The following is a 19,443-nucleotide window of genomic DNA, read 5'->3' as shown; positions in this document are numbered from 1 at the left end:
ATTATTTCAATGAATATTAATTTGAATTATAAATTTTACTTTCTGCTGGTCCCAAATAACTTTCTTTTAATCCACCAAAATCTATAACAATTTTTTGCAGAACAATTCCGGGATCAATTAACCAAATCTTCAAAGTATGATTGCCATTTTCTTTTAAGAAATGTTTTGTTTGTTGAATATTAATATTTTCCGCAACCCATTTATTCCAAACTCTATCGTAATTTAAATCCGGTGGATTTGGATTTGATGTTATATTTACAATTTGTGGAATTTCATCATTCATAGAAATTGCATATCTAATTCCATTTGTATTATTAGTAAAATTTAGCGTCGGGGAAAAATATAATTTAATTTTTGCACTATCCTTTGAAAATGAAAATATATCATATTCTAAATGTGGTGAATCATTAGTAATTTTTTCTAATGTTTCAAAAACCGGTACCGATATTACACTTAAAGCAGTTCTCCCAAGATTTGGGATAATCTCAAATTCAATTTTATTATTTTTTATTTTCTTGTTAAAATTCTCTGCATCTATTGAAATAACTCCATTATTCTCAATAAATCTATTCGATATATTTTCAACCAAACTATTATTATTAATTTCTAAATTTATTTTATATTCCTTATCTAAAGATTTTACAGTTATAAATTCTTTATGAAATCCATCTGGAATATTTTCCCAATTAATTTCAACATAAATTCTTTCTTCATCTTTTATGCTTCCGAATACTTTTGAAAGTTTAATCCATTCAACACTTTTTAGAATATTGAAATCAAAAGATTTCTTCCCTTTATTATAAATCTCGAAATAATAATTTTGTTGATTTAGATTATCATATCTGGGGAAAATTAAAGTTTCTGAACTATTCTCATTTCCTTCAATGTATATTCCGCCTTCTGCATTTTCAGAATTATTAATTTCAACTATATTCGGCATTTTGTTGGAATCCGGTTGCTGCCAATTTGTATACCCAATATGGGTTTGATCCATCATATGATTCCATTTTCCATCAGCTAAAATATTGTTGTAATAATTTGTTATCGATTTATCCTTCTCAAATAATTCCTTTACTTTTTTTGCTAATTCATTTGTTAAAATTCTTCCTTGCTTTGCATAGAGTTTATTTTTTGCGGCGATATAATAAAGTTCATTTAAGTTTGCACAAGCTTCCACTGGATGCAAAACTAATTGGTAAAATGCATCTTTATTTTCATCTTGAATTTGATTGTATATAGTTTGTGCCTTGATAAGTAAAGTATTGTAATCTTTCACAATATTTTCAAACTCACGATAGTTCGTGAGACTATAAGTTTCCGGTGATAATAATTCCGGTTTTCTTCTCGAACTATATTTGGTATATAATTTTAAAACCTCTGCAATTTCATTTTGGAACTTTTCACCAAATTGCTCGTTTACCCAAGTAATATAAAATTCATCTAAATTTTTAGAATTTATTTTTGTGGGATTCCATGCAAAATCTAAAAAGAATGAAATTGGAAATTCCATTGGTTTTATATCACCCACATTTACAACCCATATTTTATCGGCACCATAATAATAAGCTAAATTCATCTGCTCATAAACGCGCTCAATTTGATTTGTGTTTAACCATTTATAGTTTCGCGGACCACCAACGTAATCGTAATGATAATAAATTCCGAATCCGCCTTTTCTTTTAGGTTCGTTAAGTTTGGGAAGTATTCTTAAGTTCCCCCAATTGTCATCGCAAAGTAAAATTGTAACGTCATCTGGAACTTTCATTCCTTTATCATAATATTCTTGAACTTCTTTATACAATGCCCATACTTGCGGAATTTCTTCCAACGGTTTTTGCATTTCATCATAAATAATTTCTCTTTGATCATGTACAATTTTTTCAAGTAAACTTACATTTGCATCTTCACTCATTGCTTCATCGCCATCACCGCGCATAGCGAGAGTTATAATTTTATCATAATTTTTAGTCTTATTTATTCCATCACGCCAAAACTTTTTCAACTCATTTTCATTCGTTGCATAATTCCATTTACCATTTCCATATCTTCGCCATTCATCGTGAGCACGCATCATTGGTTCATGATGCGAAGTTCCGATTACAACTCCCAATTCGTCTGCAATTTTTCCGTTCAAACTATCATCATCGTAAAAAGCTCTTCCCCACATTGCCGGCCAAAGAAAATTTCCTTTTAATCGTAAAATTAATTCAAAAACATTTTCATAAAATTTGTGATTAAATTTATCCGTACCGAATTTTTCATTTGCCCAACCGGAAAGTGCCGGCGCTTCATCGTTGATAAATATTCCTCTGTATTTTACTTTTGGTTCTCCATTTGTGTAAAATAATTTATTGAAATAAATATTTTCTTTCTTTTTTATTTGAACATCTGCCCACCAATACCAAGGTGAAACACCAATAATTTTAGATAGTTCAAGCATTCCATAAATTGTTCCGCGCTTATCACTACCGACTATTACCAAAGCTTTTTCAATATTTGGCAAAGGATTTTCAACAATTTGAATTACAAATTTTTCCCACTTATTTAATAATTCATTTTCGTCTATTTTTCTTGCTGAAATTAACTGATCAATAATTTTACTTTGATTGATTGTTCCGATAATAATTGCATTTCTGACATTTTTAAATTCATCAATCAAAATATCCGGTTTAACATTTGATACTTTTTCAATATCACTCTGAAGCCATGATGCAACTTTATGAACTCCTTGAAAATCAGAAGAACTAATAATTATTTGTGAGGCAATTTTATTTTCAACTATTGGAAACGAATTTGATAATTTTGTTTCTGAAACAATATCTTCACTTGCTGCAAAATTTATATTTATTATAATTAAGAGAAGGAAAATTATTTTATTTAATTTTTCCATTCATAACTCCTAAAATTTTCTTACAATAATTTATTGTTTTTATTAGTTGAAACTATTTTTGCAATATTATTTTACGCATGATAATATTTTGCTACAAAATAATAATTCTAATTTGTAATAAATGTTGTGATACTCTGTGGTTCCATATTATATTTAAAATTTCCATCAGTAACCGTAAGCTCAGTACCGCTTTCACAATTTTTTGATCCGGATGTTGTAATTGGAATAAGCAATGAAATTTCTCCTACTCCACGAATTCTAAAATTTTGCTCAGTTGCAGCCGTTGAATTATTGATTGCAACTATTACAATCTTATCACTTTCCGAATCTTTATATGCACTCACCATAATTGTACTATTCATCGGACTAGTACTACTTTCAACTCTAACAAATCCCGGACGAATATATTTTGCATACTGCGACATCACATAACCTTTTTTAGTTACTTCACCTTTTCTCAAATAAGTTCCATCGCAAATTGGTCCATAATACCTAACCAAATACCACCAAATGTATGTGTTCATATTTACTAGCATACAATCATTTATACTTTTCGCAGTTGCCATGGCTCCGGTTAAAGATGTATCCATATTTGCTCCGCTGCCGGGACTATTTATTAAATATTCTGTCATCCATACTTCTTTGCCTTTTTCAAATGCTAAAGGATATTTAGCAATTCCGCCGCCGTAAATATGTCCGCAAACTATATCAGTATTTGCGCATGCTGCAGAATCATTTAAAATTGGATTTAAATATGTCTCCTTAAACTGAAAAGATTCCGGTGCCATAACTCTTGTTCCAACAATTTTATCGGCATAATTTTTCATGAAATCAAAAATCTCGGCAGATGTCCAACTTGTCCATTGATCAGTAATATCGGGCTCATTTTGAATTGATATTCCATAAAGATCAATCCCGTTTGATGTCATAAATTTTATATAATTATTAAGATGTTCTGCATAATCAGCATACATATCATGTTTAACTCTACTTACACTATTTACTGTTTCAGTCATATTACTTGGTGTATGCCAAGGTGAAGCAATAATTAAAGCTCCCATATCTTGTGCCTTTTTAGCAGTTGATAAATACAATCCCCAACGATTGCTATCCGCTTCAACCATTAGTCTAAGAATATTAAACCCAAGCCGTCCATCACCGGTTCCGAACGCCGTTTCAATTTCTGCATTTGTCATATCCGGACGCCAAAGTAAAATATTTGATGCACCAAATCCTCTAATAATTTGATGTAAGCTATCCAAATTAACTATTGCAACCGGTCTTGACGTAACGGCAAAATTTATTAATGTATCTTTTCTTATAAAAACATTTTCTAATTTGCTTTCAACAATTAATGGCGTTGTATTATTTGTATTTTTCAAGAGAATTGTAAATGATGTTGTATCCGTAATTTTTATATTGTTTAATTTTGTTAAAGATTGATTTTCAGAAAATATATTTCCTCTTGGAATTACAAATGAGTTGCTGCCATTTTTATTGAAAATCATTTTTTTTATTTGTGATTCACCATTTACTAAAAACTGATAAAAATAAATTCCGTTTGAAACTAAATTTCCGGAATTATTTTTTCCATTCCAGAATAAATTATGACTTCCAACAGATTCCATTCCAATTTCAAATTTTCTTACAACTCTTCCAAGAATATCATAAATGTTAACATTTACATTTGATTCTTTATCCAGGGCATAAGGGATAGCGGTTGTTGAAGAAAACGGATTTGGATAACTTTGTCCAAGCTTAAAACTTGTCGGTATATTTTTTTCGTCTGATTCTATTGAGGTTATTATACTTGTTGAATAATAACCTTGCGAATTTGTAAACGCAGTATATTGTTTCGTCGTATCTGAATTATCAATAAAAGTTACCATAACTTCTGTTACCGGAGTTCTAGAGGCAGTTATTCTTCCATTAACAGAAACAGATTGCGCAAACGCAATTGTAAATGACAAAAATAAAAATATAGTGAAGTATTTTTTTACCATATAATTTTTGAATAACATAAATTTATCTCGAATAATTTTAATACTTATCTGTTCTGAAAGGTGATGCCGGCAAACCAGCACTATTATATAAATTTACTTTACTCGGGTTATCAGCCCAAGCATATCTAACAGCGACTGGATTTTTAATTTTTTCATTCCATACAATAACTTTATCATTTTCAATTTTTGCATTTGCCCAAATAAAATTTTTATCATTTCCGCAAATTGCAAATTCCTTAAGTTCTTCATCATTTTTTGAAATTAACCCTTCGCCAATATTATCAAATGATAGAATGATTTTGCCCCCTTCAATTTTCATCGATTTATAAATTGGTCCGGAATGAATTAGAGAATTATTTTTATATGCAATTTTTTCCGCAGAAAGAAACAATCTTTCACCAACATCTTTTTTATTTAATGGATGAATATCATTCCACTCACCTAAATCAATTGTAACAACTAAACCAATATTTGGTATTTTTAATGCATCAAGTTGAACTTCTCTAAAAGTTGCCCAACTGCTTTCAGATGGTTCATTTTTTTCTTCCATAAAATTTGGAAGTTGGATAACGATGAATGGCAAATTATTATTGCTCCATTTTGTCCGCCAATCAGAAATCATTGATGATAAAAGATTAGAATATTCAGAAGGATTCCAAGTATTTGATTCACCTTGATACCAAGCAAATCCTTTAATTTTATAATTATGCAAGGGTGAAATCATACTGTTATATAAACCCATCGGTTTCCATCTAATGAAAGTTTGACTTCCCAATTCCGGCATTATTGCACCAAGTTTATAATTCCACTCCCCTTCCAAACTAATTGAAGTATTATCAAAATCAATTTCATAATCTTTATCAAGCACAAAGCCACCCATACCAGCATTGCTTATAACGCGTATTGTAATATTATTTTCACCAACATTTAAAATATCTTTCGGGATTTCATATCTTCTTGGCGGATATTGATAACCAACAGTTCCAACAAATTTTCCGTTTACAAAAACCGAATCAGCGTCAACTATTCTCCCCAAAATTAATTTTGCAGATTTTCCAACTAATTCTGATGGCACATTAATATTTTTTCTAAACCAAACAACTCCGTTCACTTTATCTAATTCAGTATCAGCCCAATAACCCGGAACATTTATTTTTTTCCAGTCACTAATTTCCAAGTCCGAGTTGTACCAAATATTTTTTTGATCTTTATAACCTTCATCTTTTTGTCGTAACAAATTATACCAGGCATTGGAACGGGCAATATCAGAATCTTCAATTTTCTTAATTAGATTATCATCTCTAAACATCAAAGCTTCATTTAGATGATGTGGAAATTTTTGCAAAGCATCTTCACTCATCCAAGATTCAATGCGTGAACCGCCAAGGCCTGCATTTATTATCCCAACTGGAATTTTATATTTCTCGTAAATTTTCTTTGCAAAAAAATATGCAACTGCCGAAAAATTTGGTGTGTTTTCCGGGTTTGCACTTTTCCAACTTCCTTCTGTAAAATCATTTTCGGCAAATTTAAAATTATATTTTTGAGGAACTGCAAATTGTCGAATAAAATTATTTTCAGATTTTTCAATTTCACCCGGATAATTCCAACTCACACGTTTCATTGGAAATTCCATATTTGATTGACCCGAACAAACCCAAACATCTCCAAATAAAATATCTTTAATCACAATAAAATTTTTTGCAGATATTTTTAATTCGTAAGGTCCGCCAGCTCGCTGCTTAGCAATTACTATTTCCCAATTTCCATTTCCATCTGCAACTATTTTAAAATTATGGTCTAGAAATTTGATTTCAATTTTTTCATTTGCTGAAGCCCAGCCCCATATTTTAACTTCTGTTTCGCGTTGTAAAATCATTCCATCGCTAATTAACTTTGGTAATTTTACTTGAGGAAATATTAAATTCGTTAGACCAATAACGAATATTAAAATAATATTTTTAAGTTTTTTTGTTTTCATATTTTTAAATTTTTACTTTAATAAAATCATTTTTTTTGATTGAATATAATTCCCACATTTTAATGTGTAGAAATATATTCCGGATGAAAGATTTTCACCATTAAATTCAACTTTGTAATTTCCAGTATTTTGTTTTTCGTTCACTAAAACTTCTACTACTTTTCCCAAAATATCATATATAATTAAACTTACATTTGATATTTCTCTAATATCGCTTAGTGGAATTGAATATTCTATAATTGTTAATGGATTAAAAGGATTAGGATAATTTTGCATCAACAAAAATTGATTTGGTAAATTGGCTGAATTTTCATCATTAATAGAAACTAAAACTGAATTTACTTTTCCGGGTGTTCCATTTTTTCTTGATTCTTTCCAACTTTCACCAACTGAGTTATCAGTTTCTGCATCAACTAATTCTAATGTATTTCCATTTCCGTCAGCTTCAATCGGCCAAGGTAAATTATCATCATAAGTAAGCGAATCAATAATTTCTCCATTTTTATTTACCAATTTCATAAACTCACCGGAACCGTTAAAACCAAATCCTAATTCACCTAAATAATTTTCAACTTCGGGAAATTTACTCGTAAACAAACTGTCGCTTTCTACTAACACCAAAAAACTCTTTGGAGCAATTTTAGTCTCTGATGGAAAAATAAATTTGTGCGATGAATCGCTATCGGAGAAATACCAATTACTTAAATCAATTTCAAAATCTTTTCTATTGTACAATTCAATCCAGTCACCTGAATCAAATTCATCCGAAGAATTATAATTTATCTCATTAATTACAATTTCTTTCGCTGTTGAACTATCAACAGAAAAAGTTGCGGTTAAAAAAGTAGAACGCGCAACATTAAAAGTTATTGTAGTTTCTGTTGAAGAATTTTCCTCACTCCATCCAACAAATTTGTAACCTTTATCTGGAATAGCGACTGCTTCAATCGGAACATTAAAAAAATATTTTCCACTCCATGGATAATTATTCGGATCAAGAATTATAGAATTAATTTTAATTTTTCCACCTTGCGTTGAATTGATTGTAATTAGCCCATCTTCCCCCGCACCAAAGAAATTTCTAACAAATCCACGAAGATAATTTGGGCGTTCTTGTGCAAATTTAGTCATTCTCTGCACGTGATCATTAAATGTAAAATCGCTGATTCCCCATCTCGTTCTATGTTTTGGTCCTTCAATAGTTAAGTGATTTTTCAATTGATTTATAATACTTACTACACGATCACTTTTAAAGTTTGAGTTCAACAAATCAGAAATAAGATTAATAAATTTATTTTTGATTTTAGGATTTTCTAAAATTTTTCTAGGAAGTAAAGTTGACCAAGGCGGATTTGAACCCGGACGCGTTTCAATTCCCGATAACAAATATGTTAAATGATTTTCAGATTGTCCCGATGTTTCATAAAGATTAAAACCAAAATCCAAATCAAATAATATCCATTTCCATTTCCATTTTCCATTTTCTTTTCGTTCACGCCAAAATTTAACATTATTTGCTGGCCAATCTTGACTGTTATAATAAACTTCGGCAGCAAAATAAAGTAAGCAATTATCTATATCAATCTTTTTATCAATATATTTATATGCTTCATCGGTGGTCATATCATTATTGCTAATGTAATTTATAAGCTCAGCATAATGCAAAGAATCGCCATGAATTACTTCCATATTTCCTTCAAGCATATCAATGCTATCCGGATTTACTCCGTGACGATTTGCAATATAATGTTCACTTATTTTTTCACGAATATTATATATTCCCCAATACTCACCGTTAATGTAAGCAGCCGCGGGTCGATATTCCAAATAATCAATATCAAGATCTTTTACCAGAGATTGCATCATCGCATCTCTGAAATGAGTGAACTGAAAATCATTACCGGAATTCCTCAAAATAAAGGAATTAAAAGTTGTAATGTCAAATCCCGGAAATAATTCATACTCAAGTGCAGATGAATTATATGGCTCTTTAAATTTTACCGAAAAAGATTTTTGTGCGAATGATCTTGTGTAAGCACCGTAAATTTCAATTCCGCAATTTTCTGAAAATCCTAAATTTTTATCATCATCAAAAAATTGAACATGTGCGGGACGTTCCCAATCCATCCAAAAATTTGCGCCATGATGCGGCGGGTTTGGAGTCCAACCCGGACCATTTGCATAAATTCCAATACTATCACTAAATAAATTAACCGGATCGGTTATTAAAGAAATAATGGGCAAGTCCGTGTCAACACCAATAAAATAGCTATGATGGCTAATTAGCGAAGGTTTAAGATTTTGCTTATAACTTATCGCTTTCAAAATTGTAATATTTGAAATATCAATTGGATCTGTATATTTTGTTGAATTTGAATCGGGATCACTTCCATCAAGAGTAAAATAAATTTCACTATCTCCGGCGGACAACTCAACAGAAATTGCAGAAGAATAAACTCCACTTGGCAGTGATGCTACTACACTATCAGCAGATTGTATAATTTCGTTATTGTTATTTTCAAAGCCCGGTGTTGGATTTTGAATTTTCCAATTATTAAATTCATTAAATATTCTTCCATAAGAAAAATCAACCGTTAATGCCGGAACAATAACTTGATCAATAATTTGACTGGAATCACTTAGAAATATTTTTTCTCCGCTTGCACTAATTTTAAAGTTGGTATGATGATAATTCATAACTGTATCTTTATCGGAAGCAAAAATTAAAAGATATTCTCGTGGAGCTAAAATCATATTCTCAAACTGCCATTTTTTTAGATTTAATGAATCATCACTTAAGAAATAATTTTGAAGATTAATTTCATTTTCACTATTGTTATAAAGTTCAATCCAGTCCGATGGTTCACCGTCTTCATCCAATATCGTAATTTTATTTGATGCCATTACTTCATTAATTAAAATTGATTGAGCATTTGTATAAATTGTAAAAAGCAGAATGAATAGTATTATAAGTTTTTTCATTTTCGATAAATATTTAATTGGAATATTATTTTTATTTAACGACTATTTAATTAAAATCAACTTTTTTGTTTCTGCAAAAATTTTCAGATTTCAAATGATACAAATAAACTCCGCTTGATAAATAATTTCCATCAAAAGCAACATTATAACTTCCGGCAGTTTTTGTTTCATTTACTAAATTTGCAACTTCATTTCCCAAAACATCATAAACTTTTAATGTAACAAAAGTATTTGTCGGGACAGAATAATTAATTTTTGTAATTGGATTAAAAGGATTTGGATAATTTTGATATAACTTAAAACCAAAAGCTTTTTGTTTTGAATTAACTACATCTGTAGGTTCGCAAAGATTCTCAGCTTGTTCACCCAATCCACTTGGCGGATAAGTCGAGTTTGTGATACAAATTTTATCAAGCTTTGCTCCATCTTCTCGATAAGCAATTGTTAAAATATGTTCATCTGTAACAAAGTTAAAATCATATATTTTTTTCCATTCCCATCCACTAGTAACTAATCCATTTTGTATTTGAAAATCCGAATTATCAAAACTCAACCAGAAAGAATCATCATCATAAGTTGCGCAATTCATTCTGATATAAATTAAAAATGTTCCGGTCGAATCAATATGAAATGGAATTTCGATAATACTTATAATATCGCTCGGTGCAGAATTTAAACTTTGCAATCCGGTTTTTACTGTAACATATTTTTCATTTGAAGATTGGAAATCATTAACAACATTCCAGTTCAAACCAACTTTACCACATTCTATTTCATAATAATGTATTTCATTTTTATTTGAATAATTCAAGAAATCTTTCTTTAAAAATAAATTTAGGTCAACGGCTTCAGCAATCATTCTATGCCCATTTTCATTTGGATGAAGATGATCACCGGTATTCGATTCGGGCAATAAACTTAATGTGTCCAAAGGATTTCGTAATGCTAAATCAAGATCAATTACATCATCAAATAAACCGCCATAACGTATCCAACTATTTACCTTCTGCCTAATTGATTCATGAGATTCTGAATAATAAGAATGTCCTTTCATAGGAAGTATCGTTGCACCGTAAACATAAATTCCTTTTGCATGAGCAGCATTTATCATACCCTTGTATGCTTCAATTAAATTATCACCTACATCTGTATTCCACGCATTTCCGATATCATTTATTCCCTCAAAAATTATTGCCCATTTTATTCCGCTTTGATTTAAAATATCTCGTTCAAATCTGTTTATTGCCGATGGTCCCAAACAATTACCGAGTACACAATTTCCGCCGATTCCGGAATTAAGAACAGCAACTTGATTTGTACTTGAATTATTTTGCAATCTTTTTGCAAGTTCGTCCGGCCAGCGATTTTGTTTATTTGTTCCGGATCCGCGTCCATCAGTAATTGAATTTCCGAGAATTGCAACTGCATAAGTTGTATCCGAAGCTAAAACATCAATTGTATTTATTACATACCAGTGATCAGTTTTAACGGCTTCCGAAAAATCATTTTTATCTGTTTGATTTCCCGTAAGAATATATGTTGTTGTTCTTGAGCCAGGATGTCCGGTAATATCAGCCGAAGTATTACCGAAATAAATTGTTATTGCAACATCAGTTAATTGCGGTAATGAAAATTGAATTGGATCGGAAGTTACGTTTTCTCCGGCATTCATTGTAAATTCTTGATTGCCGTTGAAAAATAATTGCTTACTTGATAAAGAATCGATAATTCCGTTTCCTAACGAAAGAGCAATATGAACCTCTTTTAACGTTACCGGATTTGTGCTAAATTCATTTGATAGTTTCAATCGTAAACTATCACCGCCGATTGAAACGCGAACAATTTGTCGGATTGTATTATTTGTTAAACCGGGTGCTGGTGGATTGTTTCCGGTTTCGACCAATTGCAGAGCAGTGCTCCAAGTTCCAACCCATTTTTGAAAAGGTAATTTTAAATCATTTGCTAAAATTAACACGGATTGTAAACAGCAAAATAAAATTATTAAATATGCTTTCTTCATATAGTTCAGAATTTCTCATTGATATTATTTGTAATTATAAAGTTCAAATCTTTGAATAGAATAATCTTCCAAGAAAGCGCGTACATGTCTGCCTTGGTGAATCTGATCACCATTCATATGTCTTATAACCTTCCAAGTATTATCAACAAATTTTCCTTCATCAACTTTTAACAATCCCACAATTAAATTTGGGTCTTTAATATTTCTAAATGTAATTACAAATCCAGAACCGGCTACGTAAAATTCATTTTCTTTTGTATGAATAATTACAGCAGCACCAAATCCCCATTCATCATTTTTAGAATTCTTTTCGTATCCCAATGAATGGCTGTGTTTTATTGTAAGTTCATAATCACCAAATTGTAAGATACTTTCTTGATTTTCCTTACTGAGTAGAACACCATTAATTTTGCCCTTCCCTTGATTCTCAGTTATTATGGGGGTTAACTGATTTATTAAATTATATACTTTCCCAATTGGTTCGTCTTCCGGTTTATCTGTGGATTCAATTGAAAATGGAGAAAAGCCAATTGCTTCGTAATGTCCGAATGTAAATAAAACTTTAGCTGCAGCAGTCGTATCAAATTTATGTTCTGGTATAAACAACGGATTTTGCTGGCGCGTATATAGATCGCACCAATGTTTAAAATCCGGATTGTAAAAATCGGGTGATAAAAAATCAACTGCCGGCGAACCAGCTTTCCAAATATCCATTATGTGCGGTAAAGGTCCAGCACTTGGATATTCTCCCGGAAGCCTACCTGGTCTATTCAACGCAGCATTAACATACATTGGCAAAGGATAAATTGATTTTCCAGCTTCAGTTATTGCATTTGTAAATTTTGCAAAATACCAAGCCATAAAAATTTCATCTGTATAAACATTCTTTCCAAATATTTCCTCCCAATTTCCATTTTCTTTATAACCATTTTTTTTCCAAACTTCTTCAAATTCCGGAACGAGTTTATTTTTATTTTTTTTCAGATATTGAATTAATTCATTTGGCACTTTTTCATTAAATTTTTTATTTGCTTGCGGATGGTAATCCCTTGCTGTTGGTAACATACCAATTTCATTTTCCGGCTGAACCATTATAATTGTATTTTCTTTTTCATCTATTTCCTTAATATGTTTCATCAATGCTTTAAATGCTTTAATATCTGCATTTAAATTCTCATCAGAAAAAGGAGTTAAAATTTCGTGGCTTTTTCCTTTATCATCTTTCACGCGTGGAAATCTTTCTTGATTTGTTTTAACCCAAGCTGGGGCGTGACTTGACATACTATTCTTCCATGAACCGAACCACAAGAGAACAAGTTTAAAATTATATTTTCTTGATTCACTAATTAATTCGTCAAATAAAATAAAATCAAATTTATCTTCTGTTGGTTCGATCAGTTCCCAATAAACCGGAACGAGTATAGTATTTAAATTCATCAATTTTAATTTTGACCAAATGGGTTTCATGTATTCCAAACTTGTGAATGATGAATTCCCAAGTTCGCCGCCAAGAATTAGAAATGGCTTTTCATCAACGATTAACTGAGTTGTTTTACTTTGCGTTTTTAGATAAGGAATATTTTTAGATTGACTTTGTAAGTTTTGTGAAATTAAATTTTGATGAAAAGCGATAAATAAAATTACTAACAAAATATAAATTCGCTTCATTTGTTTTCCAGTTGAAATGATATTTAGTTAAAATTCCGTAAACTTAATTTACAAAGTGATGTTTAAACTTTTATAAATTCAAAAGTATTTTATAATAATATCTTTATATTAAAAGAGATGACCGCACCTATATCGGAGGCTCAATATAGGTATGCGGTCATCATAACATTAACCATCCAGTAAAATAAATTTTTGTGTCCCTAAATAATTAAGAACACAAAACAAAAATTACTTCATTAATACTAATTTTTTAGTACTTGTAAAATCACCAGCTTTAATTGAATAGAAATAAATACCGGAAGCAAAATTTACAGCATTAAAATTAACTTGATGATATCCGGCTTTTAAATCCCCTTTAATTAAATTGGCTACTTCTCTTCCCAAAATATCATACACTACTATTTTAACTTCACTATCTTTTGGTAATGCAAATTCAATTGTAGTTGTTGGGTTAAATGGATTTGGATAGTTTTGACCTAATGAATATGAAGTTGGAATACCCGAACTTGTAGCTTCTATATCTGTAACGATTACTTCATCAGTCATTGTAGCTTGAATATCAGTTAAGTGTAATGAAGTTGCAGTTGCACCTTGACCAATTCCAAGAATAAAACTATTAAATGATGTTACTGGAGCATTATCAATAGCATTTCCTTCCATATAATATGAACCATCATTTTTCTTCAATGTCCAAAGAATTTGGGAAGTACCGTCTGTTTTAGGAGCTACACATATTTCAAATTTATATGTTCCAGCTCCTCCTGCTGTTTGAATTGGACCTAAATCACCTAATGCAACACCGTTTTCATAAGAGTACCAAACACCATTTGCTATTTTACCAAATGTTCCACTGCCTGTTCCCCAAGCAACACTACTGTTTGTTCCTTCTTGTGGTAACATTAAATAACCATTATTCGATGCATCTGATCCAGTCCAAACATTACTTGAATCTAATGTTGAATCAACTGCAATATTTCCACCAACGCCATTAAACAAACCAAAACGTAAGCTTGCTGATCCCGTAAATCCGCCACCAGCAAGATTGATATTTCCTTTTAGTACAAATACATCTACACCTGGTTCTGGGTTAATCAATCCCAAATCACCTCTAACTGCTGCTAAACCTGTAGGAACTGCTGCACCATTGAAATCAACATTTCCTGTTAAATCACCTGGTCTTAGTGACCAACCACCGCTATTTCCACCATAAATTCCCCAAGTATCAACATAAAAATCCTGCCAAGGAGCTTTAGGTACTATGATTGGATCACCTTTATCTACTTTCATTCCTATTACTTTGAATTCAGTCCATGGTACTTCATTTACTCCAAATATAATACCGTTGAACTTTTTAGTTGTTGAAGTATCTATTATTGTTCCACCATACCAATATTTGTTATTCTTTTCTATCATGTACCATCTGATCTCATTAGTTGTTGCATCTATTGATTGTACCGATACTGCAAAATTATATGTACCAGCTACTATTTGTGCATTTCTTGGTGCTTGATTTACTGCTATTATCGGTTTTCCGCCATTACTCCATGTGCTTGCCCAGTTTCCATTATTTACTGTCCACACTGTGCCGCCACCGCCGGCTCCGTTTGCCATTGTGCCTGCTCCAGTTCTTGGTGTGAACTCATATCCGAAATGGTTGCCTTTATGTGACCATGTTGCTGAATCTGTTAATGCATATTGTAATGTTGTATTACTATCTTGATATGTTAATGCATATCTTATCGGTGTGTACGAATCTCCTGCATCGGCTCCTACAAATTCTATTTCTCCTTTCACTATTATTGCTTTTGTTGTGCTAATTTCTACGTCTTGTCCAAATCCGCCTTGTAATCCTTTCCATCCACTTACTGCTGCTCCACCTATTGATGCATCTCCTACTAATGTTGTGCTATCATTCAATATTGGCCACAATGTATTATATTCCTTCGATAATCCCCATTGATCTACATAATATGCCTGCCATGGAGCTTCCGGTACTGTGATTGGATCACCTTTATCTACTTTCATTCCAATTACTTTGAATTCAGTCCATGGTACTTCATTTACTCCAAATATAATACTGTTGAACTTTTTAGTTGTTGAAGTATCTATTATCGTTCCACCATACCAATATTTGTTATTCTTTTCTATCATGTACCATCTGATCTCATTAGTTGTTGCATCTATTGATTGTACCGATACTGCAAAATTATATGTACCAGCTACTATTTGTGCATTTCTTGGTGCTTGATTTACTGCTATTATCGGTTTTCCGCCATTACTCCATGTGCTTGCCCAGTTTCCATTATTTACTGTCCACACTGTGCCGCCACCGCCGGCTCCGTTTGCCATTGTGCCTGCTCCAGTTCTTGGTGTGAACTCATATCCGAAATGGTTGCCTTTATGTGACCATGTTGCTGAATCTGTTAATGCATATTGTAATGTTGTATTACTATCTTGATATGTTAATGCATATCTTATCGGTGTGTACGAATCTCCTGCATCGGCTCCTACAAATTCTATTTCTCCTTTCACTATTATTGCTTTTGTTGTGCTAATTTCTACGTCTTGTCCAAATCCGCCTTGTAATCCTTTCCATCCACTTACTGCTGCTCCACCTATTGATGCATCTCCTACTAATGTTGTGCTATCATTCAATATTGGCCACAATGTATTATATTCCTTCGATAATCCCCATTGATCTACATAATATGCCTGCCATGGAGCTTCCGGTACTGTGATTGGATCTGTTAATTCAACTCTCATTCCACTTACTTTGAATTCAGTCCATGGTACTTCATTTACTCCAAATATGATACTGTTGAATTTTTTTGTTGTTGAAGTGTCTATTATTGTTCCACCAAACCAGTACTTATTGCTTTTTTCAACCATATACCATTTAATCTCATTAGTTATGTCATCAATTGATTTTACAGAAACTGCAAAATCATAAACACCAGCTACTATTTGTGCATTTCTTGGTGCTTGATTTACTGCTGTTATCGGTTTTCCGCCATTACTCCATGTACTTGCCCAGTTTCCATTATTTACTGTCCACACTGTGCCGCCACCGCCGGCTCCGTTTGCCATTGTGCCTGCTCCAGTTCTTGGTGTGAACTCATATCCGAAATGGTTGCCTTTATGTGACCATGTTGCTGAATCTGTTAATGCATATTGTAATGTTGTATTACTATCTTGATATGTTAATGCATATCTTATCGGTGTGTACGAATCTCCTGCATCGGCTCCTACAAATTCCATCTGACCCTTTACAACTAAAGCTTTATCAGTAGTTATTGTAAGATCTTGTCCAAATCCGCCTTGTAATCCTTTCCATCCGCTTACTGCTGCTCCACCCATCGATGCATCTCCTGGTGCAGTTGCACTATTATTTAGGATTGGCCATAAGGTATTATATTCTTTCGATAATCCCCATTGTGAAATAAGAGTTGGATCTTCCATCTCTGTAACAACAACTGCATCTAACCAGATAGTTGTGTTATTGTTTCTTGCTGATCCAAACATAAATTTTGCAAAATTATCTGGAACATTTTCTGTGGCTGATACAGTAAAAGAATAAGTTTGAGGTGTTGTAGTTACTGTAACTGTATCATCAATACGTTTTGTGTAAGGATCTCCACCAATTTCAAACAAAAAATTGATGCCGGCATTGTCTTGATCTGCAACAGCCATAAAAGAAATTGTGTATTGATAACCTGCTTTTAGTGGAAGCGCAGAGATTCTTTGGACTCTCCACATTTCTACTCCGCCATTGGTTACTGCAATTTTGTAGGAGTTAGTACCTGAAAGTTTACCAGTATTATCAATCGATACAGCAACTGTTGTTGTTGATGCATCAATCCATCCGGTATTCCATTTGCTGTCTCCACTATCAAATTCATCAGACAGAACTACAGTTTGGGCTGATAAATTAGTTGATATGATAAACATAAATAAAATAATTAGTTTTTTGAACACTTTTTCCTCCTTCTATTGTGTAAAATATTATCTAAATGTCTTACAAAAATTTTAATAATTGTAAAAACATATAACCACTTTTCTTACTTTATGAATTTGAAAAATTGTTTTTCATTATTTAATAAGTACAAATTTTTTACTTAAAGTTATATTTTCTGACTGTAACTGATACATGTAAATTCCACTGGCTAAACCAGTTGCATCAAATGTAGCATTGTAATTTCCAGCTTTTTGATTTGAGAAAACTAATGTTGCAACTTCTTGTCCTAAACTATTAAATACCTTAAGCGAAACATGTCCTTCAACCGGAATTGAATATTCAATATTTGTAGTTGGGTTGAATGGGTTAGGATAATTTTGTTTAAGCTCATAATTGACTGGAATTAAACCAGATGTTTCTTCAATATCAGTAGCAGTTCCATTTTGTAGCCAATTATTTATAGTTGTCCATTCTGTTTCTTTTTGAGCTTCCCATGCAGATAGTTGATTCGGATACCAATTTAAATCTCCCAATGGAAAATTACCCATTGCTGCAGTTTGGTAAGCTGAATTATTGTATGCCAAATTTTCTGGCAAAGGCCATATTTGATTTAAACCAACGTCTGGACGATATGACCAGTCAACATCAGCTGCTGTACTCCACTTATATTCCACAAATAATAAGAATGTATCCTGATTAACTGGTTCAACAACAAAGCCCGGATCTTCTTCAAAAATTGTTGTCCAATCAACATTCATTGTTTTAAAGACTTTATTTCCCTGATCATCAACAGAATCAATAAAAGCAATTTCATTTTCGCCCAACATTGGCGGAGGATTATAAAGCTCTACATCTAATCTATTTCTATGCTGTTCTTGACACCAGCCGCAACCGGTATACCAATCTTTCATGTAGTCAGTAAATGCATAAACATTATTACCGATGTAAATTTTTCTGTCAAGATCAGTAAACGGAACTGTAAATCCGAATGAATCAACTTCAGTAATACCATTGATTAAACCACCACCTGGAGGATCACACAAACCAGCCTGGAAATCATCAAACGTTTGATTATCATCACACACATCAAGTGCTCTATAACCTAACATATTTGGATTTATAAAAATAGAATTTGTTATTGATGCATTTCTAATCCAACCAGCAGATTGGAAAACCCATTCTAAAGAATTGATCAATGTACAATGATTTATATGAACATTATCACTATACTCATTACCTTCCTGCATAACAATTCTTCCAAGATTTGAAAAAGTACAATTTTCAAAAAGTAGTTTATCATAATGCCAACCGGTACTTTCATATGGGAAAGATACTGCACGTCCATAATATCTGAAGTGATTATCAGAAAGATTTCTAAAATAACTATTTTGGAAGTTTCCGACAAAGTGGTCTGCTTTTACAGTTACTGCTCCGCCTGCTTCAGCTCCAATTCCGCAATAATCAAAAATACAACCTTCAAAATCACCTTGTTCCGGATCATCTGCGGTCTCTTGATTTTCAAATACAATTGAACAACTTACTTTACTTCCTAGAATATCTGCATATCTAATCCAAATGTTTTTAAGAATTACATCTCCATAGCTTTGTATAATATAAACTCTATCTATCGCTTCTTCAGTCCACACAATTTGTGGTGGAGCGGTTTCTTGAGTTGTTCCAGCTTTTGGAGCAACAATTTCTAAATTCTGATTATGATCTAAATATATACTTCTACTTAAAACATAAACTTCATATGGTGTAAGCTTAAATACTGTATTATTTATTGTGCCGTTTGTTATAGCATCTTCGATAGCAGTATTTAGAGTACCATATGTACCACCTGACTCATACAATCCAAGAACATGAACCGTATCCTTTTGAGCTAATGATACAATGTTTAGTAAAAGAAAAACTAAAATAATTTGTGATACTTTCTTCATATAT

Annotated in this window: 8 protein-coding genes; all 8 read right to left on the bottom strand. The window is 32.0% G+C overall.

The genetic code is table 11. From position 1 onward, the window contains the following. Positions 1 to 16: 16 nt before the first annotated feature. The 8 genes from IPH62_14630 to IPH62_14595 all read right to left on the bottom strand — a co-directional run bounded on the left by IPH62_14630 (position 17) and on the right by IPH62_14595 (position 19,439). Entirely contained in the window at positions 17 to 2,890 is a 2,874-nt protein-coding gene (locus IPH62_14630) for a glycosyl hydrolase 115 family protein (GenBank protein MBK7106512.1), read from the bottom strand. 107 nt (positions 2,891 to 2,997) lie between these two features. Continuing rightward, the gene (locus IPH62_14625) at positions 2,998 to 4,911 is read right to left on the bottom strand and encodes a T9SS type A sorting domain-containing protein (GenBank protein MBK7106511.1); all 1,914 of its coding nucleotides are present in this window, start codon (positions 4,909 to 4,911) and stop codon (positions 2,998 to 3,000) included. Between the two features lie 19 nt (positions 4,912 to 4,930). Then, entirely contained in the window at positions 4,931 to 6,874 is a 1,944-nt protein-coding gene (locus IPH62_14620) for a sialate O-acetylesterase (protein MBK7106510.1), read from the bottom strand. Between the two features lie 12 nt (positions 6,875 to 6,886). Next, positions 6,887 to 9,856 carry a CotH kinase family protein gene (locus tag IPH62_14615; protein ID MBK7106509.1) on the bottom strand — a complete coding sequence of 990 codons (2,970 nt, stop codon included), beginning with the start codon at positions 9,854 to 9,856 and terminating at the stop codon, positions 6,887 to 6,889. A gap of 46 nt (positions 9,857 to 9,902) precedes the next feature. Beyond that, a complete protein-coding gene (locus IPH62_14610; protein ID MBK7106508.1) occupies positions 9,903 to 11,876 on the bottom strand; it encodes a T9SS type A sorting domain-containing protein in 1,974 nt (657 codons plus the stop codon). 24 nt (positions 11,877 to 11,900) lie between these two features. Further along, positions 11,901 to 13,544, bottom strand: coding sequence for a DUF5597 domain-containing protein (locus IPH62_14605; GenBank protein MBK7106507.1), 1,644 nt, complete (start codon positions 13,542 to 13,544; stop codon positions 11,901 to 11,903). A 228-nt stretch (positions 13,545 to 13,772) separates the two neighbouring features. Continuing rightward, positions 13,773 to 17,519 carry a T9SS type A sorting domain-containing protein gene (locus IPH62_14600; GenBank protein MBK7106506.1) on the bottom strand — a complete coding sequence of 1,249 codons (3,747 nt, stop codon included), beginning with the start codon at positions 17,517 to 17,519 and terminating at the stop codon, positions 13,773 to 13,775. Positions 17,520 to 17,633: 114 nt separating this feature from the next. Continuing rightward, positions 17,634 to 19,439 carry a T9SS type A sorting domain-containing protein gene (locus IPH62_14595; GenBank protein ID MBK7106505.1) on the bottom strand — a complete coding sequence of 602 codons (1,806 nt, stop codon included), beginning with the start codon at positions 19,437 to 19,439 and terminating at the stop codon, positions 17,634 to 17,636. Between the last annotated feature and the right edge of the window lie 4 nt (positions 19,440 to 19,443).

Source organism: Ignavibacteriota bacterium, from assembly GCA_016708125.1.
Lineage (GTDB): Bacteria > Bacteroidota > Ignavibacteria > Ignavibacteriales > Melioribacteraceae.
This window is presented reverse-complemented; position numbering and strand designations above follow the sequence as displayed.

Coding starts and splice junctions, on each gene's coding strand:
- IPH62_14595 (MBK7106505.1), bottom strand. CDS start 19,439: ATGAAGAAAGTATCACAAATTATTTTAGTTTTTCTTTTACTAAACATT.
- IPH62_14630 (MBK7106512.1), bottom strand. CDS start 2,890: ATGGAAAAATTAAATAAAATAATTTTCCTTCTCTTAATTATAATAAAT.
- IPH62_14615 (MBK7106509.1), bottom strand. CDS start 9,856: ATGAAAAAACTTATAATACTATTCATTCTGCTTTTTACAATTTATACA.
- IPH62_14620 (MBK7106510.1), bottom strand. CDS start 6,874: ATGAAAACAAAAAAACTTAAAAATATTATTTTAATATTCGTTATTGGT.
- IPH62_14605 (MBK7106507.1), bottom strand. CDS start 13,544: ATGAAGCGAATTTATATTTTGTTAGTAATTTTATTTATCGCTTTTCAT.
- IPH62_14625 (MBK7106511.1), bottom strand. CDS start 4,911: ATGTTATTCAAAAATTATATGGTAAAAAAATACTTCACTATATTTTTA.
- IPH62_14610 (MBK7106508.1), bottom strand. CDS start 11,876: ATGAAGAAAGCATATTTAATAATTTTATTTTGCTGTTTACAATCCGTG.